Origin of the sequence: Microbacterium sp. R86528, assembly GCF_044596335.1 — a bacterium.
Classification (GTDB): domain Bacteria; phylum Actinomycetota; class Actinomycetes; order Actinomycetales; family Microbacteriaceae; genus Microbacterium; species Microbacterium marmarense.
Genome location: NZ_CP138996.1, coordinates 1,895,254 through 1,917,195, shown reverse-complemented (window position 1 = coordinate 1,917,195; position 21,942 = coordinate 1,895,254). Strand labels below are relative to the sequence as shown.

Sequence of the window (21,942 nt, the reverse complement as noted above, 5' to 3'; positions counted from 1 at the left end):
GGAGATTCTAGAGGGGCAACACTGTGCTCTCCCTGGCAGTTAGACTGTGCCAATGGCAAGATCCGGCAAAGACGACGACTCGTTGATCGAGCGCGCAGAAGGCGAAGCGGCACCCAATCCGGTGTGGTTCAAGCCCATCATGCTCGGGCTGATGCTCCTTGGCCTCGTGTGGGTGCTTTTCTTCTACTTGAGCGGCTCCGCAGGTCCGATCCCTGACATCGGCGCGTGGAACCTCGTGATCGGATTCGGGATCGCCTTCATCGGCTTCTTGATGACGACGCGCTGGCGCTAGCGCCCAGCACTATTAGGCACTGAGCTGCCCGCCTCGGCGGAGCAGCTCTTTTGCGTGTCTGCAAGAAGGTGCCACGGGCGAATTACACGGGTGTGATTCATCCCCAGCTGTGGATGAACCTGTGGATAACTCGCTAGCCGTAGATGAAGGCCGGCACGAAGAGCAGTCCCACAAGTCCGGCTCCCACCGCGATCAGCAACCAGATCTGGGATCTGCGCTGACTCGCCATTCGGGTGCGCGTGAAGATGAATGCCACCAACAGGCCGGTGAGCAGACCACCCACATGCGCTTGCCAAGAGACGTTGTAGCCCGGCAGAAATCCGATCACCAGGTTGATTCCGAGGATGATCGCGATACTCATCACATTCGCGCCGAGATGACGCCCGATGATGAGCAACGCGCCAAAAAGCCCGAAGATCGCGCCAGAGGCTCCCACGACGGGTGTTGCGAATGAGAGCAGTGCGACCGCTACCGAGCCGCCGAGCGTGCTGAGCAGGTAGAGCGTGACAAACCGTGCGCGTCCCAGAATCGGCTCGAGAGTTCTCCCAATCATGAACAACGCCAACATGTTCAGGCCGAGGTGCCAGAGTCCTGAATGCACCAGCGCGACGGTGAAGAGTCGCCAGGGCTCGAACGTTCCTGAGATCTCCGGGTAGAGATAGGGCGCCCAAAACAGCATCGCGGGCTCATAGATGTCAGAACCGAAACCCGGGATCAGTTGAAGCAAAAATGACAGCGCCGTAATGCCGACGATTGCGTATGTGGCACGCGGACGTGAGTCAGCCACGACCGCACGAGACCGAGACCACCGGCGCTGCGCGGTGCGCTGCGCCGGTGTCTGGGCCTTCTGTTGATCACGCAGGCACTCCGGGCACACCACGCCAACGGCCGCAGGCGTTTGGCATTCCGCGCACACCGTCCGCAGGCATCGCTGGCAGAGTACAAAGCTCTGGCGATCCGGATGCCGGTAGCAGAAGTTGTCGCGATTGCGCTGGAACTCGTTCGTGCTCACGTTTTCGCTTATGCGCCGGTATTAGACGGCGACGATGTCGATCGATTCGATGACGACGGGCTCCACTGGACGGTCACCAGCACCAGTTCGTACCTCGCTGATCGCGTCGACGACCGCCTTCGAAGCGTCGTCGGCAACTTCACCGAAGATCGAGTGCTTGCCCTGCAGCCACTCCGGGCCGCGGCCACCCTGGCCAGGAACGGTGATGAAGAACTGTGAACCGTTGGTACCTTCGGCCTGGCCGGTGATGGCGTTGCGGCGAAGTCCAGCGTTTGCCATAGCAAGCTTGTACGGATCCGTGAAGGTCAGTTCGCCGTGGATCTCGTCGTTGAAGTTGTACCCGGGACCGCCGACGCCCTGACCGAGGGGGTCGCCACCCTGGATCATGAAGCCGGGGATGATGCGGTGGAAGATCACGCCGTTGTAGAGCGCTCCTTCACCGGGCTTTCCAGTAGCGGGGTCAGTCCATGAACCGGTTCCATCGGCGAGACCGATGAAGTTCTGGACGGTGCGAGGTGCGTGGTCACCGAAGAGGTTGACAACAATGTCGCCGTGATTGGTGTGGAACGTTGCGACAGCAGTGTGAATCGTCATTGTGCCATTCTCTCAGAGTTCGCGCCAGGCTCTGCCGATACGCTGACCATCTGGCAAGATGGGGAGACAGACATCCCCAAGACAGGGAGGGCATTGTGAGCCTCAGCCGTAAGCGCACGAAGGAACTCAAGAAGCTTCAGTCACAGGCGAACAACCTGTGGGAGTCGCAACAGACGTTGGTGGGTGAAGCCGCCGACATTGCACGCGAAGCAAGTCGCCAGCTCAACCACTATGGTCGCGAGCAGGTCGCACCGCAGGTGCAGGCCGGCTACGCGAAGAGCGTCGACTATTCAAAGCAAATCTTGTCGGATCGCGTTGTTCCGGCCGCCGGCGCCGTCGTGGGCTCCGCGCTTTCGGTGTGGGACGCCGCCAACGACACTCGTTTGCGTCTCGCCGACGGCAAGGGTCTCGGAAAAGTCGACTCGGCGGCATACGCCAAGAAGGCCGACAAGTACTCGAAGGATGCCACGAAGAAGCTCGCTGCAAAGCTGTCGCTTCTGGAGCCCGAGAAGAAGCGGATGGGTGTGGGCGGAACGATCGCCATCATCCTCGGTGTAACCGCCGCACTGGGTGTGCTTTACGCCGCTTGGCAGACGTTGCGCGCCGATGACGAGCTTTGGGTTGCCGACGACCCGCTGCGTGCACCTGACGCCTGAAAGCACGACGCTGGTTGACCCCGTTTCGGTGCTCAACCGTGTATTCGCCGCCGGGCTCTCCCTATTGAGAGAGCCCGGCGGCCTTTTTCTTTGGGACAGCCAGCCGGTTGCTTTGATCTCGCGTCCATCGCTTTGATCGTCTCCCCGACCTGCACCAAGAAGACTGCCCCTCTGCTCATTCCAGAGCAGAGGGGCAGTCGTGTCGTTCTATCGAACCGGCTGTCGCATCCGTTTTCTACTTGGACGAACCGACCAGATCCTGCACGGCGACTTTGATGGCGGCGAAGTCGTCTTGCTTCTTTGCGATGAACTCGAGGGCTTCAACACCGGTCGCGAGAACCTCGTTGGCTGCTTCACCCACATCTGAGAACTTGTGGCTGACGTCTCCGGCAAGCCCGCCTTCCAACATCAATCGGCTCACCAGATCCAGCCTGAGCACCTTGGTGTCTTTGTTGAAGCTCAGCTTGTCGAGGTCGATCCACACCATCCCGGGTCGCGTCGTGGACTCGAAGACGTAACGCTTGTTCGTCAGGTCGAGCACCACCTGCCAGATCGTCTGCGATGCGTCTGGTTTACCCGGCTCCGGGGTGCGGAACGGCTGTGCAGCGTTGCGAATGATGCTGAACATCGCTGCAATCGCATCGACCTGCGTCTTGGGCGGCACCTGGTGCTCGACGTAGAACGAGGCGCGTGCGAACCGATCGCTCGCGAGTGTAGAGCCGGGGAGCGGAGTGTCGCCGCCGAGGCCCGCCACCGTCTTCACAAGCTCAAGCTGCTTGTCGAAGGTGGGGGAGTTGGTCATGACCTTGTAGTCACGGCTGTGATACACCCGCGGCTTGCCATCGGTGTATTCGATGATGGCCGAGTCGCCAGAGGGATCGTTGATAGCGAGGTGCAGCGTAGGTACCAGGTGACCGGTCGGATCAAACAGCTGTGAGATCTCTACCTGCGTGTCGTTCGTCCATGCGACCGCCTCTTCCACGGTCTCGAAATTGTCGAGATAGTACTGCAACCACACTGCCTGACTCAGCTGAGTTGCGGTTGCTTCAGGCTTGCCATAATCAGACTCCGCAAGCCACAGGATGTGTCCTGCAAAACCCTGCTCATTCATGCCGTCTGTGGCGATCAGATCGAATGCCGTCGCGACGATGCTTCCGTACTTCGATGTCCAGGAGAGGTTTCCGTCAACGCCGTCGGTGCGCTCCATGCCACGCGGGTACTTCCAGATGTTGGAGAGCAAATCCATGTGGAAGTCCATGTTCCGACCAACGATGACTGACCCATTGGCATCGGGCCAAACAACTCGCGTGCACATACTCGTTACCTTTCCTTGAGAGGCATCTCAGTCGGCGCCGGTCGTCATACCCGCTCCCTTGCCTCACGCTTTCTATGCATGTTGGCACGGGAGAATCACGCGTCGCGGGCTCGAGGCGAAATCTCACCCCCAGATCACCCGCCGCGGGCAGAGAGCTTCACACTCGAATACCCAGCGCCTCACCCAGCGCCGGGTTGTCGCCCGCAAGAGTCGAAGCTGCCTCGGGCGACGCGCTCGCGGCGCAGATCGCGCAATCAACTCAAAAGAGAAGACGCCGACCCATCGGGTCGGCGTCTTCATGTAATTTGTGGAGCCTAGGAGATTCGAACTCCTGACATCCTGCTTGCAAAGCAGGCGCTCTACCAACTGAGCTAAGGCCCCGTGAGGGGGTACTGCGTGGGGCTACCTGGACTTGAACCAGGGACCTCTTCATTATCAGTGAAGCGCTCTAACCGCCTGAGCTATAGCCCCGTTTTCGTTGCTGTCCTTGCGTCGGCAACCTCCAAGACTTTACCCGATTTGGCATGATTTCTGAAATCGAGTCGTCATTGCAAACCGTCAGTTGGATGTGAACCCGACCAGCAGCCCACCAGTCACCTTGACCGCAAGGTTGTAGATGCCGGCGACAACCGCACCGAGCACGGTGACCACGATCAGATTGAGGATCGCGATGACCGCCGAAAACGCAAGCACCTGCGGCAAGCTGAGGTACTGCTGCAGGGTGAAACTGCCGTCAGAAAGCGTGCCAACCAGCTCGTCAACCTGAGTGATCAAACCAGTCGTCTCGACGACGAAATACACCATGACCATCGATACAACGGTGACGATCGCGATAGCGATCGCTGCCAAGAACGACATCTTCACTGCCGACCAGAAGTCAATGTAGACCAGGCGAAGACGCACTTGTTTGTTGCTCGACTTGGAGCTCGATTTTTTTGCGAGCTTGTCCGCTACTGTGCTCATTCGTCAGTACTTTCTTCGGGGTTCTCGGGAGACGCTTCGTCAGAGGTGGGCTCGGGCTCAACCGCTTCTTGTGCGGCCTCGGCCAAGCTCCGCTCGCCGTTGCGCGCAATCGCGATGATCTTGTCATCGTCGCCCGCACGAGCAAACACAACACCCATGGTGTCGCGACCCTTGGCAGGCACCTCGGCCACGGCAGAGCGTACCACCTTGCCGCTGGCAAGAACCACAAGGACCTCGTCCAGCTCCGAGACGATCAAACCGCCCGCCAGCTCACCTCGATCGTCGTTCAGCTTGGCAACCTTGATGCCAAGTCCGCCACGGCTCTGGGTTCGATACTGATCGACTGCCGTGCGCTTGGCATAGCCGCCCTCTGTCACGACGAAGACGTAGCCCGCGTCGCGCGCGAACGATGCGGAGAGCAAACTGTCACCCTCGCGGAACGACATTCCCTTTACACCCTCGGTGCTTCGGCCCATGGGGCGAAGGGCCTCATCGGTCGCGGTGAATCGCACCGACATGCCATGACGGCTGATGAGGAGAACATCATCGCCTTCGTCCACGAACAGCGCACTCACTACTTCGTCGCCTTCACGCAGACGAATAGCGATCACTCCGCCCTGGCGGTTGGTGTCGTACTCGGTGAGACGGGTCTTCTTCACCAGACCAGCCCGAGTTGCCAACACCAGGTAGGTGGCGACGGAATAGTCGCGGATGTCAAGCACCTGAGCGATTTCTTCGTCTGGCTGGAGTGCCAAAAGGTTCGCAACGTGCTGTCCCTTTGCGTCACGACCGGCTTCTGCAACGTCGTACGCTTTCGTCCGGTAAACGCGGCCCTTGGTGGTGAAGAACAGCAGCCAGTGGTGCGTCGTCGTGACGAAGAAGTGCTCGACGACATCATCGGCGCGCAACTGCGCACCCTTCACACCTCGCCCGCCGCGATGCTGCTGGCGATAGTTGTCGCTGCGCGTGCGCTTGATGTAGCCGTCGCGGGTAACCGTGATGACCATTTCCTCTTCTGGAATGAGGTCTTCGTCGGTCATGTCACCGTCGAAGCCGTGCATGATCTGCGTGCGACGATCGTCGCCGAACTTGTCGACGATCGCAGTCAGCTCATCGCGAATGATGGTGCGCTGGCGGGTCGGATCGGCCAGAATCGCCTTGAAGTCGGCGATCTGAGCTTCAAGCTCGGTCGCCTCATCGATGATCTTCTGACGTTCCAGTGCTGCCAGACGACGCAGCTGCATCGCGAGGATGGCGTCAGCCTGAATGTCGTCGATCTCAAGAAGCACTTTGAGGCCCGCGCGTGCTTCGTCGACGGTCGGTGAACGACGTATCAGCGCAATCACTTCATCAAGCGCATCGAGGGCCTTCAGGTACGCCCGCAGAATATGCATGCGCTCTTCGGCTTTGCGCAGACGGTACGTGGTGCGACGCACGATCACTTCGATCTGGTGGTCAACCCACAGCGAGATGAAACCGTCGATCGGCAGAGTGCGAGGGATTCCATCGACGATCGCGAGCATGTTCGCGCCGAAGTTCTCTTGCAGCTGGGTGTGCTTGTAGAGGTTGTTGAGCACAACCTTCGCAACAGCATCACGCTTGAGCACGACGACGAGGCGTTGTCCGGTTCGGTCGCTGGTCTCGTCGCGGATGTCTGCGATTCCCGTGATCTTGCCGTCGCGCGCGAGGTCGCCGATCTTCACCGCGAGGTTGTCGGGGTTGACCTGGTAGGGCAGTTCGGTGATCACCAAGCAGGTGCGACCCTGCAGTTCTTCAATCGACACGACTGCGCGCATCTTGATCGATCCGCGGCCGGTTCGATAGGCCTCACGAATGCCATTCGTGCCGAGAATCTGCGCACCGGTCGGAAAATCGGGCCCGGGAATGCGCTGCATGAGCGCTTCGAGCAGTTCTTCGCGAGTTGCCTCTGGGTTCTCCAGTGCCCATAGAGCTCCCGAGGCGACTTCGCGCAGATTGTGCGGCGGGATGTTCGTTGCCATACCCACTGCGATTCCCACGGAACCGTTGACGAGCAGGTTCGGGAATCGGGCCGGCAAGACTGACGGCTCTTGGGTCTGGCCGTCGTAGTTGTCTTGAAAGTCGACGGTCTCTTCTTCGATGTCGCGCACCATTTCGAGCGCGAGCTGAGCCATCTTCGTTTCGGTGTATCGAGGCGCAGCTGCGCCCATGTTCCCTGGTGAACCGAAGTTTCCTTGCCCCTGTGCGAGTGGGTAGCGCATCGACCAGGGCTGCACCAGCCGCACCAGTGCGTCATAGATCGCAGTGTCACCGTGTGGGTGATACTGACCCATGACTTCGCCGACGACACGCGCGCACTTCGAGAACGACTTGTCGGGACGGAAGCCCCCGTCATACATGCCGTAGATCACTCGACGATGAACCGGCTTTAGACCATCGCGCACATCAGGCAAGGCGCGGCCGATAATGACGGCCATCGCGTAGTCGAGGTAACTGCGCTGCATTTCGAGCTGCAGGTCGACCTGGTCGATCTTGCCGTGCTCGTGGTAGCTTTCGGGACGCTCTTCGTCAGTCATTTGTCACTTTCGGTGTTCGATTGCCGCGGGGCAGAATCGAGAATCAGATGTCGAGGAAGCGAACGTCTTTTGCGTTGCGCTGGATGAACCCGCGCCGCGACTCGACGTCTTCGCCCATAAGCACGGTGAAGATCTCATCCGCGGCCGCGGCGTCGTCGATCGTCACCTGTTGAAGGGTGCGAGTCGTGTGATCCATCGTGGTTTCCCACAGTTCTTTGGGATTCATCTCACCAAGACCCTTGTAGCGCTGAATGCCGGCATCCTTCGGGATTCGGCGGCCATTGGCGAGCCCATCCTTGAGAAGCGCATCGCGTTCCCGATCTGAATACACGTACTCGTGTGGCGCGTTCGTCCATTTGAGTCGATACAGCGGCGGCATCGCGAGGTAGACGAATCCTGCCTCGATCAATCCGCGCATGTACCGGAACAGCAAAGTCAGCAGCAGGGTCGTGATGTGCTGACCGTCGACATCAGCATCCGCCATCAACACGATCTTGTGATAACGAGCCTTGTCGATATCGAAATCTTCGCCGATGCCGGTGCCGAAGGCCTGAATCATCGCCTGGACTTCTTTGTTCGCGAGCGCCTTATCAAGGCGTGCGCGCTCAACGTTGAGGATCTTTCCTCGCAACGCCAGAATCGCTTGAGTGTGCGGGTCGCGTCCCTGAACGGCGGAACCGCCGGCCGAGTCACCCTCAACCAGAAAGATCTCACTGATCGCTGGGTCTTTGCTCGTGCAGTCCTTCAGCTTGTCGGGCATTGCAGCCGACTCGAATACGCTCTTTCGCCGTGCTGTTTCACGGGCCTTGCGCGCGGCGAGTCTCGCGGTAGCGGCGTCGATCGCTTTTCGAACGACATTCTTGGCTTGGGTGGGATTGCGCTGGAACCAGTCACCGAGCTGATCACCCACCACCTTCTGCACGAAAGCCTTCGCTTCGGTGTTGCCGAGCTTCGTCTTGGTCTGCCCCTCGAACTGCGGTTCAGAGAGCTTCACCGAGATGACGGCCGTGAGACCTTCACGAACATCATCGCCCGAAAGGTTGTCGTCCTTCTCTTTGAGAAGGTTCTGCGCGCGCGCGTACTTGTTGACGAGGGTGGTCAGCGCGGCTCGGAAACCTTCTTCGTGCGTACCACCTTCGTGGGTGTTGATTGTGTTCGCGTATGTGAAGACGTTCTCGGTGTAGCTCGTCGTCCACTGCATGGCGACTTCGAGTGCGATCTTGCGCTCAGTGTCTTCGGTTTCGAAGTCAATGATCTCGTCGTTGACCACTTCAGCGTGGCGCACCTTGTTGAGGTGCTCGACGTAGTCAACGAGTCCTCGCTCATAGAGAAAACTGTCTTCGCGCGGACCCAGCTGTTCTTCGCCGGGTTCGCCGGTTTCGACAAAGAGCTCGACGCGCTCATCGCGCAAGTTGATGCGCAGTCCCTTGTTCAGGAACGCCATCTGCTGAAAGCGCGTGCGCAATGTGTCGTAGTCGAAGTCAACGGTGTCGAAAATCGTCGCATCGGGCCAGAACGTGATGGTGGTTCCGGTCTCGGAACTCTCTTCGGCTCGAGCCAGAGGCGCCTGCGGAAATCCACCATCCCGATATGACTGTCGCCATACGAAGCCCTGACGCTTCACGGCAACTTCGAGACGCGTCGAAAGCGCGTTGACCACCGAGGAGCCAACACCGTGCAGACCTCCCGATACGGCATAGCCGCCGCCGCCGAATTTTCCACCGGCGTGCAGCACCGTCAAAACGACCTCAACGGTCGATTTTCCCTCGGTCTTGTGCATATCGACAGGGATGCCTCGCCCATTGTCGATGACACGCACGGCGCCGTCTTCGAGAATCGTGACATCGATCGTGTCGCAGTACCCAGCGAGCGCCTCGTCGACGGAGTTGTCGACGATCTCTTGCACAAGGTGGTGCAGCCCACGCGCGCCGGTCGAGCCGATGTACATGCCTGGGCGCTTGCGGACCGCTTCGAGCCCCTCTAGCACCTGGATTTCATCGGCCCCGTACTCATTCGGAACTGTCGCTTCTACTGGCGTTTCGGGTTCCGTGGGAACGCTTTCGGGGGTTTCAGACGTCATAAGGGTTCGAGCGCTCCACATCGATAGGCGAGGATGCTGACAGTCTACCAACCAGAGCCCGATCTTTGCGGGTTCTGCGCCCCTGTGACGCGATCAAATTACCTAAGACAACCCAGATGGTGGTTTATCCGTAGGTATCGCGCGGGCCACGCCCTGGAATCGTTCTGTGGCCCCATTTCCAAGAGGGAACGTCGGGTCCGATGAAACGGATGGTCTCGACCCCCGCTTCAGGAAAGCGGCGAACGATCTCCGAGAGGATGTGCGCTCGCATCAGCTGGAGTTGTTTCGCCCAAGCCGTCGAATCAGCCTGAATGGTCAGGGTGGATTCCGAGAACGCGACCGGCCTGGTGCGTTCAGCAGTCTCTGCTCCCGCGACCTCTGCCCAGGCACGAACGACATCTTCACGTGCGAGCTGTGGCTCCCAGCCGGCCTGCCTCGTGAGATCTCCGAGGACGTCCGAGATCCCTTTGGGATCTCTGCCGGCAGAAAACGGAATGTTCTCTTCGTCGACGGCCCGCCGTTTGCGTCGCTTGAATGACCGCGCCGAAGGAGCAAGCCCGCGCAGCCGCAGATATGTGGCTACGGTTTCAGGAATCTCGTCGGCGGTATCAGTCATGGTGGGCGTCTGCTATCTGTCCCGCGTGCACGCGTACGACTCTCGCCCTCAACGCGGTCGGCACGTCTTCTTCAACCGCTGCGGTGACGACAACCTGTTCATACGCACCGGCCAGCGCTGCGAGTCTCGTGCGACGATCGGCGTCAAGTTCGGCAAAAACATCGTCGAGTATGAGCACTGGGTCGCCAAGTTGAGATTCCGCGCGCAACAGCTCGGCCGAAGCAAGTCGCAGCGCCAGAGCAACGGACCATGACTCCCCATGTGAGGCGTAGCCTTTGACCGGGAGTCCTCGCACTCGCAGCAGCAGATCATCTCGGTGAGGTCCCACCAGGGTCACACCGCGGTCCAATTCTGAAGCGCGTTTGTCAGCAAGAGCGTTGCGAAACAGCTCCGCAGTGCGGCCCGGCGCAGCATCCACCGTCGAAAGTCCGCCGTCGTCTTCTGGATCAGCACCCGCAACAGAGAGTGCCCACTCGATCTGGGGTTGATGGTCGGCACCGGCGATGGATGAGTAGGCAGTCGCGAGTGGTCCTGAAAGCTCAACACCGAGTGCGACTCTGGCTTCGATCACCTCTGTGCCAAGGGTGACAAGTTTTTCGTCCCATACGTCGAGCGTCGCCAGCCCCTCACCCCGCACTCCTCGAGACCTCGCGGACTTGAGCAGGGCGTTGCGCTGTTTCAGAACGCGATCATAGTCGGCGAGAACGCCCGCAAGCCTTGGTGAGCGCTGCACGAGCAGCTGATCGGCGAACCTGCGTCGGGAGGATGGATCTCCACGAACGATTTGAAGGTCTTCGGGCGCGAACAGCACAACCTGGGCATATCGTGGCAGCTCGTTCGGCTTCACCGCGGCACCGTTAACGCGGGCTTTGTTCGACCCCTGACGGTTGATTTGCACTTCGAGAAGCACACTTCGCTCCCCATGTGCGAGTCTCGCGCGAACAATCGCGGCATCGGAGCCATCCCTCACCATCGGTGCGTCAGTGGAGACCCGGTGTGAGCCGAGGGTCGCAAAGTATCCGATTGCCTCTGCGAGATTGGTCTTTCCCTGACCGTTTCGTCCCACGAAAACGTTGGGCCCGGGCGCCAAAGCGACATCGGCTGCCGCGTAGTTGCGGAAGTCGACAAGGTTTAGCTGCTCGACAATCACCGGGTCAGACTACCCGGCGCCTTCGACAACGGCGATCGAATCGAGTGAGATCAGCGCAACAGCAGGTTGGGCTGGAGCAGATAGCGGAAGGACTCTTCACCCGACTTGTCGACAGACGTCTGCGGTGTGATGAGCACCGGGCTCAGCTTGTTCGCGTTGTCACTCGAGGTGAAGGTGATGCGAACGAACTCGCTCTTGACTGCGCTGAGGGATTCGAGCAGATACTGCGGGTTGAGACCCAGCGTGACATCTTCGCCGACCAGGTTGGAATCAACGGACTCCGTGGCGCGAGCCTGTTCTGTACCTGATGCATCCATCGACACTGTGTCGGCGGTGAAGGTGAATCTCAGCGGTGCGGAGCGGTCAAGCACGAGTGAGACACGGCGAACAGCTTCGACAAGGTCAGCCGTGTTGATCACAGCGTGGTGCTCGGTCTGCTCGGGAAACAACCGTCGCACCGGCGGAAAGTTGCCCTTGATCAGCAGCGAGGTGACTGTCTTGTTGCCCGATGTGAAAGCGATGATCTCGCGGTCTCCAGAGCCAGAGAAAGCAATCGAGATATTGCCACTGTGCGAGAAGGTCTTGCCCACTTCGGTAAGCGTGCGAGCGGGCACGAGTGCTGTCGTCGCCTCTTCAGCGTCAACAGATCCGCCGTCCCACGGAATGTCGCGAAGCGCAACGCGGTAGCGGTCGGTGGCGACCAAGCTCAGACGGTTGCCCGTCACTTCGAGCTGCACACCGGTGAGCACAGGTGTTACGTCATCTCGAGACGCTGCGAATGCGACCTGTGCGATCGCCATGGCGAATTCATCGGCGGGAACAAGACCCGAATCCCCCGAGACCTCGGGGATGGCCGGGTATTCCTGAACAGGCATCGAAGAAAGCGTGAAGCGCGCGGAGCCGCAGGTCAGAAGGATCCCGCCGTCTTCTTCCACTTCGATCTGAATCGGAGCGTTGGGAAGCCGGCTCGCGATCTCGGAAAGCAGACGCCCGTGAACAAGAATCGTTCCTGGGCTGTCAACCGTCGCATCAATGGTGGTGCGTGCGGATGCTTCGTAGTCAAACGCTGAGAGTGAAAGCCCCTCGTCGGTTGCTTCGATGAGCACGCCAGCCAGGATTGGCTGCGGGTTTCGCTGTGGCAGGAGCTTGACGACGAACGACACTGCTTCGCTGAACACATCGCGATTGACGTGGAACTTCACGAATGCTCCCTCGAGTCCGGGTTGGGGTTCTCATGTTAGTGCCACTCGTGGCTGTGACAAGCGACGAACGTGAGATCGGTTGATCTGACAGCAGGTTTGTCTTTAGGTGATCGAATCCTTTTCCTCATTAGAACTATTTGTCATGGTGTTAACCGCTGTGGAAACTGTGGATAACTCTGTGGATCCCTGCCAGGTCAATGGAACTACACGAGTGTGAGTTGTGGAACCGCTGCGGATTGTGGCCTGAAAGTTGCGCCTTCGGCTTCGCGGCTTTTTTGACTCATCCACAGGCAACACTGTTTGTTGCACAGTGATTCCGCAGAGTTTTGAAGTTATCCACAGGTTTTCCACACTGTGAAGAACCGGAATATAAGGCCGCACTGGAGCGGGTGTCAAGTCAGCAGGCGAATGGATGCTGCGCGCGACGCTCAGCGCCCGTTGCGGCCGAGTTGAGTGGTGATTTCGGAGACCTGGTTGTAGATCGAGCGGCGCTCTTTCATCAATTCGCTGATCTTCTTATAGGCGTACATCACTGTTGTGTGGTCGCGATTGCCGAAGAGCTGACCGATTTTGGGCAGCGACAGGCTGGTGCGCTCCCGACACAGATACATTGCGATCTGGCGAGCCGTGGCGACTGACTGCGAACGACTTGAACCATAGAGGTCATCGACGGTGAGCTTGAAGTACTGTGCGGTCGCGGTGATGATGTCTGTCGGAGAGATGACATTCGCATCGTCCTGATCGATGATGTCGCGCAGCACAGTCTGGGCAAGTGCGATATCGAGCGACGATCGGTTCAGGCTCGCGAAGGCCGATACACGAATGAGCGCTCCTTCGAGTTCACGGATGTTTGATGACACCACGGTGGCGATGTATTCGAGTACCTCGTCAGGAATATGAAGTCGCTCGCTCTGAGCTTTCTTGCGGAGAATCGCGATGCGCGTCTCAAGGTCAGGCGCCTGGACGTCGGTGATGAGACCCCACTCGAACCGGCTGCGCATGCGGTCTTCGAAGCCGGTGAGGTGCTTGGGCGGCACGTCGCTTGTGATGACCACTTGCTTGTCGTGATCGTGCAAGGTGTTGAACGTGTGAAAGAAGGCTTCCTGTGTTTCGGCTCTGCCCTGAAGGAACTGGATATCGTCGATGAGCAGTATGTCGACGTCGCGGTAGCGCGCTTGGAATGCTGATCCGCGGTTGTTGGCAATGGAGTTGATGAAGTCGTTGGTGAACTCTTCGCTCGACACATAGCGAACTCGGATTCCGCTGTACAGACTCATGGCGTAGTCGCCGATTGCGTGCAGCAAGTGCGTTTTACCGAGCCCGGAGTCGCCATAGATGAATAGCGGGTTGTACGCTTTCGCCGGCGCTTCGGCAACGGCGACAGCTGCGGCATGCGCGAAGCGGTTGGATTGCCCGATCACGAAGTTGTCGAACGTGTACTTCGGGTTCAGGCGCGTGTCGTTGCGGGAACCGGTGTGCTGAGTTTCCATGGGCTGTTCCATGGGTGATCGCGGGGCACCGGTGTTCATCTGCTGTGGTGCTGGCTCGTCCTGAATTTGCACTGGCGCCGTGAACCGCGGATCAGCGATCTCGGGGTTCACGACTACCCGAAACGTCGCGGTGGGCGGCTGATCTTTCTGTCCGACTGCCGCCAGCGCCTCCATGATCGGGGCGCGCATGCGTTTGGTGAACTGCGCGGATGTCAGATCGTTGGGCACATCGAGGTACAGAGTTCCCCCCATGACCCCCTGCGGAACAGCAAGGCTGAGAAATCCCTGAAGTTGCGGCGTAATGCGATCGTCGCTGGCGAGCACATCGAGCACTGCTGACCAGACCGGAACATCTGGAATATCGTGCGATGACATGGCCCCCCCGGGTTGTTGATGAGTCCACTCCAACCCGCGGAAAAATCACGGATTGCCTGTGGAAAACTGCCGGAGCAACGCTAGTTCGCTGGAGGTCCGGGAGCAAACTCCACTGTAGGTGCGTCCCGCGTGTCTTTCCAGTATCTTGAAGGGATTGGGCGTAATGCGGTTTCAGTGTTCTCAGTTTGAGTTATCGTCCGACAAGACGTAGCCTTAATCGGTTGACTTACGCCCTTTGTGGGCCGTCCCCATACACGAACGTCCCGGCAGAGCATCCCGGTGACATCTGATCCGGAGGATCTCCATGAGCAAGCGCACCTTCCAGCCCAACAATCGTCGTCGTGCCAAGAAGCACGGTTTCCGTGCTCGTATGCGCACTCGCGCAGGTCGCGGCATCCTCGCAGCGCGTCGCGCCAAGGGCCGTACCGAACTTTCGGCCTGACCCACACGGTGCTGGCGCGGCCTAACCGACTCACCCGCGGGACGGAATACAAGGCCGTTGTCCGCAGGGGTCGTCGTTGTGCCGGTGCGCACACGGTGACTTATGTCACACCAGCAGTTCTCGCGACGCCCACTCGGTTCGGTTTCATCGTAAGCCGCCAAGTGGGCGGTGCTGTTGTACGCAATTCTGTGAGACGTCGACTCAAAGCCGTGTGCGCTGAAGCGCTTCCTTCATTGCAGCCTGGAAACGACATTGTGATCCGTGCCCTTCCCTCAGCAGCGACCGCGACGTTTGCTGACCTTCGCGACGAAGTTTCTCGTTGTTTGAGTAGGCGAGCGGCATGAGTGTTCTGCCGGCATATGCCCTCGGAGATGCGGTGCTTGCACCAGCAGACCTTGCGCGCTCTGTTCCACTTATTCCGCGCAACGCCGCGCTAGCGCTGCTCCATGGATATCGCGCCACGGTGTCTCACACCTATGGCGACGTGTGCAAGTACTACCCATCTTGCTCGGCATATGCCGTCGGGGCTTATCAGCAACATGGCATCTTCAGAGGCTTTACTCTCACTGCAGCGCGACTGGCGCGTTGTCACCCCTGGGCTCAGGGGGGCGTCGACGACGTTCCGGCCCACAAGAACTTCCGGCACGCGCTGACTCCTCACGGATTCGTCGTGCCATCCCCCACCGGAAAGGACTGATCCACCGCATGGATCTCTTGTTGGCCGCTACTTCCACATCCACTGATTCGTCAGGCGGTGGGTTTGACCTTCTCGGAACTATCCTTTGGCCGCTGAAATGGGCCGTCGAGGCAGTGCTTGTTTTCTGGCACTGGTTCTTCACGCTTATCGGGCTACCTGCCGCTGATGGCATTACCTGGGTGCTGTCGATCGTCGGCCTCGTGTTGGTCGTGCGCACCGCTCTCGTTCCGCTCTTCGTGAAGCAGATCAAGAGCCAGCGCAAGATGATGGAAATCGCCCCTGAACTGCGGAAAGTTCAGGAAAAGTATAAAGGCAAGAAGGATCAGCTCTCGCGCGAGGCCATGAGTCGCGAGACCATGGCGCTCTACAAAAAGCACGGCACCACTCCGGTGGCGAGCTGTTTGCCGTTGCTCGTGCAGATGCCCATCTTCTTTGCACTGTTCAGCGTGCTCAACGACGTGACCAAGCACGCTGCTGCGGGCATTGGTGGAGTCGGGTTGCTCAGCGCAGAACTCACGCAAGAGTTCTACAACGCCAAGCTCTTCGGTGTTGCCTCGCTACACGAGACCCTCATTGACGCGGTGAACACCGGCAACGTGCCGGCAATCGCGATCCTTGTGACGCTGGTTGTACTGATGATTGCATCGCAGTTCTTCACGCAGCTTCAGATCATCTCGAAGAACCTTTCGCCCGAGGCCAAGACTGGCCAGGCGTATCAGATGCAGAAGATCATGCTGTACGTGCTGCCGTTCGCGTTCGTATTTTCTGGCGTATTCTTCCCGCTTGGCGTTGTCATCTACTGGTTTGTCTCAAACCTTTGGACCATGGGGCAGCAGTTCCTCGTTATTCGCGAGATGCCGACGCCGGGTTCTGACGCAGCAAAAGCCCGCGAGGAACGACTGGCTCGAAAGGGCAAGGCGCTCGACGCTTCAGGAAAAGTCATTCCGATGGAGAAGTACGAGGCCGAACAACAGCGGCTCTTCGAAGAAGCTGAAGCAGCACGTTTGGCTGCACCCAAGAGACAGCAGCCTGTAAGCAAGCAACGCGCTAAGAAGCAACAGGCAGGCAAGAATCAATTGAACAAGTCACAGGCTGAGGGCAAATCGAACCCACCGAGTGACAAGCCCGCCGGCGACGACGGCAAAAACACGGCGTCCTAACCAACTTTCGAGAGGCATCATGACTACTGAAACCACGGAGTCTGCAACCGCCGAACGCGTTCCGGCAACCGTCGAGCAGCTTGAACAAGAGGGCGACATCGCAGCGGACTTTCTCGAAGGTCTCCTCGACATCGCTGATATCGACGGTGATCTTGACCTCGACGTGCGGTCAGGGCGCGCGTACGTTTCGGTGGAAGCTCCCGAGGACGGCTCTGTGGAATTGATCGCACAGCCCGACACCGTACAAGCGCTGCAAGAGCTCACGCGCATCGCCGTGCAGACCCGCACAGGTCGGTTCTCGCGTTTGATCCTGGATGTGGGTGGCTCTCGGCAAACCCGCGAACGTCAGCTCGCGACTCTCGTCGACCGGGCTATTGCGCGTCTCGATGAGGGCGCATCTCAAGCTTCGCTGCCGGGGATGTCGAGCTACGAGCGCAAACTCGTTCACGACATCGTGGCAGAACGCGGTTTCGTTTCGGAGTCATACGGCGAGGGTGCTGAGCGGCACACCGTCATCCGGCGCGGCTGACCGTCAGGCGATGTTTCACGTGAAACTTTCATGATGTTCGTCGAGGACGAACCGCCCGTCGCGCGCCAAATTTTTGGCGACCGACTGGAACTTGCCCGCCAGTTCACTGCGGCACTCGCAGCGCACGGCGAAGAACGCGGGCTTATCGGCCCGTTGGAGCCGCCACGCCTGTGGAGTCGTCACGTGCTCAACAGTGCAATCATCGCTCCGTTGTTCTCCGCCGGCCGCGTAGGAGACGTGGGTTCGGGAGCGGGCCTTCCCGGCGTTGTGCTTGCCATTGCACGTCCAGACATCGAATGGCTATTGATTGAACCCATGGAGCGTCGTGTCGCTTGGCTGTCTGAGCAGGCACAGGCACTTGGGCTAGATAATGTCGAAGTCGTTCGCGCGCGGGCCGAAGACTGGCAACACGGCGCGACCCTTGATGCCGTCACCGCTCGTGCCGTCAGCGCATTGCGCACTCTGGTGCCACTCACAGCCCCACTCGTGCGCGACGGTGGTGAACTGATCCTCTTGAAGGGCGCGAATGCGTCGAATGAGATCGCAGCCGCCGACAAGGTTCTACGTAAGTTTCGGCTGACTGATGCTCGCGTAGAGGTAGTCGGCGACGGCGTACTTGACGAGCCCTCGCGTGTAATTCGAGCGACTGTTCGCGCCGCTCGATAGCTGCTTGGGGCCGGACCGCGCTGTGCGTGCAGATCGAGAGCGAAGGCTCTAGGCAGCGAGGGTGGTCACAACCCTCTGCAACGACCGCTATCGCCGGCTGCAGAGCCCATCTCTCGTGCGATTAGTCCAGAGCTGGGGGCGGGCAAGCGTCGCGCACATAAGTGTTCGGCGCTGATCACAATCCCGCTGCGCGGCGCGTTTCACGTGAAACATGTCGGATGCACCGTTGTGCGTCTTCCGCTTTGATCCCGATAGCCTAGGTCGTCTCGGCGGTGGAATCCAGGCATGCGTCCAAAACCTGGGTTATCAGCTTGGACGAGCTGTCCTGGGTCTCGCCCGCACTGTGGCCGGAAACGCTGGGTAGTCGCGTGGATGATACCGACAGTACCGCGCGTTTCACGTGAAACATTGCGCCCCAGCTCGTGATGCGACGTCCTTCCACGTCCACATCGATGAACGTATCAAGTGACGTGCATTATGACCCAGCCACGACCCATTCGATAACTGTAATTACTGACCCGTCGCACTCGTAGCGTGGTTGGGCGCGGTGTGGTCCTCGCGACGATGACGCTCACGATAGCGGGCGTTTCACGTGAAACATGATGGCCTGGTCCCCTGCGCAGTCGCGGATCAGTCCTTGCTCGCGCAATGCATCAACCGTGGGAGTTGCGAGCAGTGGGACGGCAGCGCTCCTGCGCAAGTATGAGGTTGCGGGATGACCGCGAGAGCCAATATGCACGCCAGCCACCGCATGGGCACTGAGGAGACAGAACGCACAAAACACAGTCGCCCACTGCCACGGTCCGGAATGAAGCGTCACGAGTGCGCCGTCACAGTGAGCGATCACGAGTGCGCGCTCATGAAGGGCCCCGAATGGAGCGGTCCCGAGTGGGTGGTCGTGAAGGCACGGTCGTGAAGGCACGGTCGTGAAGGCACGGTCGTGAAGGCACGGTCGTGAAGGCACGGTCACGAAGGCACGGTCACGAAGGGGTGGGACCGAGGCGGTGGGAACCGAAGGGGTAGTACCGAGGGGGTAGTACCGGAGGGATCGTCACGAAGGTTGGGTCCGGAAGGGGTGGGGACCGAAGGGGTGGGGACCGGAGGGGCAAGTGCCGGACGGATCGTCACGAAGGGGCGCTCACGAACGGGTGATGACGAGTGCGTGGTCACGAGTGACTGCCGCAACCGGGTGAGCAGCCGTATCGCCGAGAGCGTTTCACGTGAAACGGCAGCACGCGTCGAGTGAGAAGCTGGTGTCTCGCGATACGTAGTTACTTCGAGTTGCACTGCCGACGTGGCGCTTGATCCCCAGGCAGAAGCTGCCCAACTTCCGCGGCGCTCGTGCGATATCAGGAGCAGTGAATAGTGCGGGGCAGCGGTGGGCCGGCTGCGCGAAGTTCGCACGCGGCTATCGGGGGTTCGCGCGCGGCTAGTCCCCGCCACTGCAACGCGTGCATGAGGAGTCTGACCTCGAAGTCGTTCATCAGTGTTGGCTTACAAGCTCGGATTGTTTCACGTGAAACCAAGATGGGGGCTTCGCGGCTGTAGCCCGCCGTCGAAGCCGTGACCGGCTCTCCGTGCCGCGGACATCGACGGCAGTACGGCACCTGACCTTCTAACGTCGCGAAGCTCCTCGAATCCACTCCCGACGTTGAGTGCGCTGCGCGATGCGAGGTGCCAGGGCGCCGCGAGCGTGACAGCATCCGAGTATCTCGGCAACACGCGGGGAGTGGGGGCAGGGGCGACTAGAGTGGAGAGCGTTGTTGCAGGCTCGCAAAAGAGAGAAGTGTTTCACGTGAAACAACCCGACGAGTCGGAGACTACGGAGACCTTTTCGTTAGACGACACCCCGCTCGCCCGTGAAATTGCCGATCTCAGTGCACGCCGCCGGGCTTTGGCCTCGGCGAACGTGGTGCTTTCGGGTAAAGCCCGTGTGCTCACCGTCTCGAACCAAAAGGGGGGCGTGGGCAAGACCACGACTGCGGTGAACACTGCCGCGGCACTCGCATCATTGGGCGCAAGGGTTTTGGTCATCGATCTGGATCCTCAAGGAAACGCATCCACGGCTCTCGGCGTGCCGCACACGGCCGATACTCCGAGTATCTACGACGTGCTCATCGACGAGTTTCCTCTGGCAGACATCATTCAAACCAGCCCAGAAGCAGAGAACCTGTTCTGTGCGCCCAGCACGATTCACCTCGCTGGCGCCGAGATTGAGCTCGTGTCACAGGTGGCTCGGGAGCACCGTTTGCGCACCGCGCTCGATGACTACCTTTCGTCAGCCGTGAACACGATGGACTTTGTTCTCATCGACTGCCCGCCGTCGCTGGGCCTACTCACCATCAACGCCTTCACGGCTGCCAGTGAGTTGCTGATTCCTATTCAGTGCGAGTACTACGCGCTGGAGGGGTTGAGTCAGTTGCTGAGCACTGTGCGTATGATCCAGAAGCACCTCAACCCGCAGTTGGTGCTTTCAACGATTTTGCTGACTATGTACGACGGCCGTACGCGTCTGGCGCAGCAGGTTGCGGAAGAAGTGCGCGAACACTTCGCTAAGCAGGTACTCGATACGGTCATTCCCCGATCTGTGCGTGTCTCAGAGGCCCCGAGTTTCGGCCAGACGGTAATTGCCTATGATGGGCAGTCTGCTGGTGCGATCGCATACCGCGAAGCAGCAGTGGAAATCATTCGACGCGACAGTGCGTCCACGAAGGAAGGACGCGCCTGATGGCAAAGCGCACAGGACTCGGCCGCGGAATCGGTGCCCTGATCCCCACCAGCGAAGCAACCGACGATCGGCCTTCTGACGTATTTTTCCCGCGCGCCAGCAGCGCGGACAAGTCCACTGAGTCGCCCGACACAGTTGAGGCTCCGGCCAGCGAGCACACCGAAGATCTGGTCGTCGTTCCTGGAGCGAGACTGGTGCACATCGATCCGAACCAGATCGTGCCCAACCCGCGTCAGCCGCGAACCAATTTCAAGCCCGATGACCTCGCGGAACTCGTGCACAGTGTGCGCGAGTTCGGAGTGCTGCAGCCTGTGGTGGTGCGCGCCAAAGAAGACGGCACTTATGAGCTCATCATGGGTGAGCGCCGCACGCGAGCATCACGTGAAGCTGGTCTCACGTCGATCCCGGCCATCATCAGAGAAACTGCCGACGAGCACCTTCTGCGTGACGCCCTCCTCGAGAATCTTCATCGTTCGGAACTCAACGCCCTTGAGGAAGCCTCTGCGTATCAGCAGCTGCTCGAAGACTTTGGTATTACCCAGGAAGAGCTTGCCACCCGCATTGGTCGTTCGCGACCCCAGATCAGCAACACGATCCGCCTGCTCAAGCTACCGGTGCCCGTGCAACAGCGGGTTGCCGCGGGGGTTCTCACGCCGGGCCATGCGCGCGCGATCCTGTCGCTGGAAACGCCGGAATCGATGCAGCGCCTGGCCGACAAGATCGTCAACGAAGATCTCTCTGTCCGCGCCGCGGAGGCCGCTGCCAAGGGTTCGGACGGGGCAGCGCCTCGTGCGCCCCGACCCCAAGCAGGTTCACGCCGATCGCATCTCGACGAAGTGGCGGAACGACTGGGGGATCGACTCAACACCCGCGTCAAGATCTCTCTCACTGCTCGCAAAGGCCAGGTCAGCATCGATTTTGCAAGCATCCAAGATCTGAATCGAATTCTCGAAGAGTTGGGTGAGACTGGTTACGGGTCGGCCTGACCGCGGCGCTCGGAGCGTACCCTTGATGAGTGGGAAACGACCAAAACACGCCTAGACGCCGAGCCAGTTTGGAACTGCTCCGTGCTGAAGCAGCCGACGAGCTCTCCGTACTGGTTTCTGAGCGCCTGCGCGGTGGCGAAGATCCGTGGGACTTCATGGAAGACCTCCCCAGCGTTGACGAACTCGTCGTGTTCATTCTGCGAGCCGACAACATCGCCGAGAATGGGGGAGCCCGACCCAACGCGGCGCGTCACTACCGGGTACTGCGCCAGATAGCGATTGACTACCCGCCGTTGACGGAGGCTGTGTGGCGCCTACTGGGCGACGCCAACACTCATCGAGCCTGGGACTCTACAGTGCGCGCAGACATCACGTAGGCAATACCGCTGTTCATACTGAAAGGCCCCAGCACCCGTTTGCTGGCAAACGAGTGC

General features: G+C 59.7%; 21 protein-coding genes and 2 tRNA genes. 11 read left to right on the top strand and 12 right to left on the bottom strand.

Annotated elements, in window-relative coordinates:
• Window positions 1-52: 52 nt before the first annotated feature.
• Window positions 53-292 (top strand): cell division protein CrgA, encoded by a 240-nt coding sequence (locus SJY18_RS08950; protein ID WP_337336698.1) that lies wholly within the window; start codon window positions 53-55, stop codon window positions 290-292.
• A gap of 133 nt (window positions 293-425) precedes the next feature.
• Here the strand turns inward: SJY18_RS08950 and SJY18_RS08945 are convergent, their stop codons facing one another.
• Complete coding sequence (locus SJY18_RS08945) at window positions 426-1,079, bottom strand: rhomboid family intramembrane serine protease (protein ID WP_396667292.1); 654 nt, start codon at window positions 1,077-1,079, stop codon at window positions 426-428.
• Window positions 1,080-1,325: 246 nt separating this feature from the next.
• On the bottom strand, window positions 1,326-1,898 hold the full coding sequence (locus SJY18_RS08940) for a peptidylprolyl isomerase (RefSeq protein ID WP_337336696.1): 573 nt from the start codon (window positions 1,896-1,898) through the stop codon (window positions 1,326-1,328).
• A 95-nt stretch (window positions 1,899-1,993) separates the two neighbouring features.
• On the opposite strand from SJY18_RS08940, the gene SJY18_RS08935 reads away from it, so the two are divergent.
• Window positions 1,994-2,554 (top strand): DNA helicase, encoded by a 561-nt coding sequence (locus tag SJY18_RS08935; protein WP_337336695.1) that lies wholly within the window; start codon window positions 1,994-1,996, stop codon window positions 2,552-2,554.
• A 235-nt stretch (window positions 2,555-2,789) separates the two neighbouring features.
• Here the strand turns inward: SJY18_RS08935 and SJY18_RS08930 are convergent, their stop codons facing one another.
• The 10 genes from SJY18_RS08930 to dnaA form a co-directional block, all read right to left on the bottom strand.
• Entirely contained in the window at window positions 2,790-3,869 is a 1,080-nt protein-coding gene (locus SJY18_RS08930) for a linear amide C-N hydrolase (protein ID WP_337336694.1), read from the bottom strand.
• Window positions 3,870-4,177: 308 nt separating this feature from the next.
• Window positions 4,178-4,250, bottom strand: a tRNA-Ala gene (locus tag SJY18_RS08925).
• A gap of 16 nt (window positions 4,251-4,266) precedes the next feature.
• Window positions 4,267-4,340: transfer RNA gene (locus SJY18_RS08920), tRNA-Ile, on the bottom strand.
• Window positions 4,341-4,427: 87 nt separating this feature from the next.
• Window positions 4,428-4,832 (bottom strand): DUF3566 domain-containing protein, encoded by a 405-nt coding sequence (locus SJY18_RS08915; RefSeq protein WP_337336693.1) that lies wholly within the window; start codon window positions 4,830-4,832, stop codon window positions 4,428-4,430.
• Window positions 4,829-7,387: a DNA gyrase subunit A gene (gene gyrA, locus SJY18_RS08910; RefSeq protein WP_396667291.1), complete on the bottom strand. Its 2,559-nt coding sequence runs from the start codon at window positions 7,385-7,387 to the stop codon at window positions 4,829-4,831. The genes SJY18_RS08915 and gyrA overlap by 4 nt, the downstream gene beginning before the upstream one ends.
• Window positions 7,388-7,430: 43 nt before the next feature.
• The gene (gyrB, locus tag SJY18_RS08905; protein WP_396667290.1) at window positions 7,431-9,467 is read right to left on the bottom strand and encodes a DNA topoisomerase (ATP-hydrolyzing) subunit B; all 2,037 of its coding nucleotides are present in this window, start codon (window positions 9,465-9,467) and stop codon (window positions 7,431-7,433) included.
• Between the two features lie 124 nt (window positions 9,468-9,591).
• A complete protein-coding gene (locus SJY18_RS08900) occupies window positions 9,592-10,083 on the bottom strand; it encodes a DUF721 domain-containing protein (protein WP_396667289.1) in 492 nt (163 codons plus the stop codon).
• A complete protein-coding gene (recF, locus tag SJY18_RS08895; protein WP_396667288.1) occupies window positions 10,076-11,233 on the bottom strand; it encodes a DNA replication/repair protein RecF in 1,158 nt (385 codons plus the stop codon). Before recF ends, SJY18_RS08900 begins: the two co-directional genes overlap by 8 nt.
• Window positions 11,234-11,283: 50 nt before the next feature.
• Window positions 11,284-12,435, bottom strand: a complete 1,152-nt coding sequence (dnaN, locus tag SJY18_RS08890) for a DNA polymerase III subunit beta (protein ID WP_396667287.1) — start codon at window positions 12,433-12,435, stop codon at window positions 11,284-11,286.
• A gap of 428 nt (window positions 12,436-12,863) precedes the next feature.
• On the bottom strand, window positions 12,864-14,177 hold the full coding sequence (gene dnaA / locus SJY18_RS08885; RefSeq protein WP_396668902.1) for a chromosomal replication initiator protein DnaA: 1,314 nt from the start codon (window positions 14,175-14,177) through the stop codon (window positions 12,864-12,866).
• A 427-nt stretch (window positions 14,178-14,604) separates the two neighbouring features.
• Here dnaA and rpmH point away from each other — a divergent pair, with 427 nt between their 5' ends.
• The 9 genes from rpmH to SJY18_RS08840 all read left to right on the top strand — a co-directional run bounded on the left by rpmH (window position 14,605) and on the right by SJY18_RS08840 (window position 21,885).
• Window positions 14,605-14,742 carry a 50S ribosomal protein L34 gene (rpmH, locus tag SJY18_RS08880; RefSeq protein ID WP_013584598.1) on the top strand — a complete coding sequence of 46 codons (138 nt, stop codon included), beginning with the start codon at window positions 14,605-14,607 and terminating at the stop codon, window positions 14,740-14,742.
• Between the two features lie 8 nt (window positions 14,743-14,750).
• The gene (rnpA, locus tag SJY18_RS08875) at window positions 14,751-15,086 is read left to right on the top strand and encodes a ribonuclease P protein component (RefSeq protein ID WP_337336686.1); all 336 of its coding nucleotides are present in this window, start codon (window positions 14,751-14,753) and stop codon (window positions 15,084-15,086) included.
• Window positions 15,083-15,439, top strand: coding sequence for a membrane protein insertion efficiency factor YidD (yidD, locus tag SJY18_RS08870; RefSeq protein ID WP_337336685.1), 357 nt, complete (start codon window positions 15,083-15,085; stop codon window positions 15,437-15,439). The genes rnpA and yidD overlap by 4 nt, the downstream gene beginning before the upstream one ends.
• A gap of 8 nt (window positions 15,440-15,447) precedes the next feature.
• The gene (gene yidC / locus SJY18_RS08865; RefSeq protein ID WP_337336684.1) at window positions 15,448-16,599 is read left to right on the top strand and encodes a membrane protein insertase YidC; all 1,152 of its coding nucleotides are present in this window, start codon (window positions 15,448-15,450) and stop codon (window positions 16,597-16,599) included.
• 19 nt (window positions 16,600-16,618) lie between these two features.
• On the top strand, window positions 16,619-17,128 hold the full coding sequence (locus SJY18_RS08860; protein WP_337336683.1) for a R3H domain-containing nucleic acid-binding protein: 510 nt from the start codon (window positions 16,619-16,621) through the stop codon (window positions 17,126-17,128).
• A 30-nt stretch (window positions 17,129-17,158) separates the two neighbouring features.
• Complete coding sequence (rsmG, locus tag SJY18_RS08855; protein WP_396667286.1) at window positions 17,159-17,794, top strand: 16S rRNA (guanine(527)-N(7))-methyltransferase RsmG; 636 nt, start codon at window positions 17,159-17,161, stop codon at window positions 17,792-17,794.
• Between the two features lie 1,795 nt (window positions 17,795-19,589).
• Window positions 19,590-20,522 carry a ParA family protein gene (locus SJY18_RS08850; protein WP_396667285.1) on the top strand — a complete coding sequence of 311 codons (933 nt, stop codon included), beginning with the start codon at window positions 19,590-19,592 and terminating at the stop codon, window positions 20,520-20,522.
• The gene (locus SJY18_RS08845) at window positions 20,522-21,508 is read left to right on the top strand and encodes a ParB/RepB/Spo0J family partition protein (RefSeq protein WP_396667284.1); all 987 of its coding nucleotides are present in this window, start codon (window positions 20,522-20,524) and stop codon (window positions 21,506-21,508) included. The genes SJY18_RS08850 and SJY18_RS08845 overlap by 1 nt, the downstream gene beginning before the upstream one ends.
• A 29-nt stretch (window positions 21,509-21,537) precedes the next feature.
• Window positions 21,538-21,885: a tryptophan synthase subunit alpha gene (locus tag SJY18_RS08840; RefSeq protein WP_337336679.1), complete on the top strand. Its 348-nt coding sequence runs from the start codon at window positions 21,538-21,540 to the stop codon at window positions 21,883-21,885.
• Window positions 21,886-21,942: the final 57 nt, after the last annotated feature.

What these genes read in the sequence shown, in the direction of transcription:
- SJY18_RS08950 (WP_337336698.1), top strand. Translation starts at nt 53, where the DNA reads ATGGCAAGATCCGGCAAAGACGACGACTCGTTGATCGAGCGCGCAGAA.
- SJY18_RS08940 (WP_337336696.1), bottom strand. Translation starts at nt 1,898, where the DNA reads ATGACGATTCACACTGCTGTCGCAACGTTCCACACCAATCACGGCGAC.
- SJY18_RS08930 (WP_337336694.1), bottom strand. Translation starts at nt 3,869, where the DNA reads ATGTGCACGCGAGTTGTTTGGCCCGATGCCAATGGGTCAGTCATCGTT.
- SJY18_RS08915 (WP_337336693.1), bottom strand. Translation starts at nt 4,832, where the DNA reads ATGAGCACAGTAGCGGACAAGCTCGCAAAAAAATCGAGCTCCAAGTCG.
- gyrA (WP_396667291.1), bottom strand. Translation starts at nt 7,387, where the DNA reads ATGACTGACGAAGAGCGTCCCGAAAGCTACCACGAGCACGGCAAGATC.
- gyrB (WP_396667290.1), bottom strand. Translation starts at nt 9,467, where the DNA reads ATGACGTCTGAAACCCCCGAAAGCGTTCCCACGGAACCCGAAACGCCA.
- SJY18_RS08900 (WP_396667289.1), bottom strand. Translation starts at nt 10,083, where the DNA reads ATGACTGATACCGCCGACGAGATTCCTGAAACCGTAGCCACATATCTG.
- dnaA (WP_396668902.1), bottom strand. Translation starts at nt 14,177, where the DNA reads ATGGGGGGAACTCTGTACCTCGATGTGCCCAACGATCTGACATCCGCG.
- rpmH (WP_013584598.1), top strand. Translation starts at nt 14,605, where the DNA reads ATGAGCAAGCGCACCTTCCAGCCCAACAATCGTCGTCGTGCCAAGAAG.
- yidD (WP_337336685.1), top strand. Translation starts at nt 15,083, where the DNA reads ATGAGTGTTCTGCCGGCATATGCCCTCGGAGATGCGGTGCTTGCACCA.
- yidC (WP_337336684.1), top strand. Translation starts at nt 15,448, where the DNA reads ATGGATCTCTTGTTGGCCGCTACTTCCACATCCACTGATTCGTCAGGC.
- SJY18_RS08860 (WP_337336683.1), top strand. Translation starts at nt 16,619, where the DNA reads ATGACTACTGAAACCACGGAGTCTGCAACCGCCGAACGCGTTCCGGCA.
- rsmG (WP_396667286.1), top strand. Translation starts at nt 17,159, where the DNA reads ATGATGTTCGTCGAGGACGAACCGCCCGTCGCGCGCCAAATTTTTGGC.
- SJY18_RS08845 (WP_396667284.1), top strand. Translation starts at nt 20,522, where the DNA reads ATGGCAAAGCGCACAGGACTCGGCCGCGGAATCGGTGCCCTGATCCCC.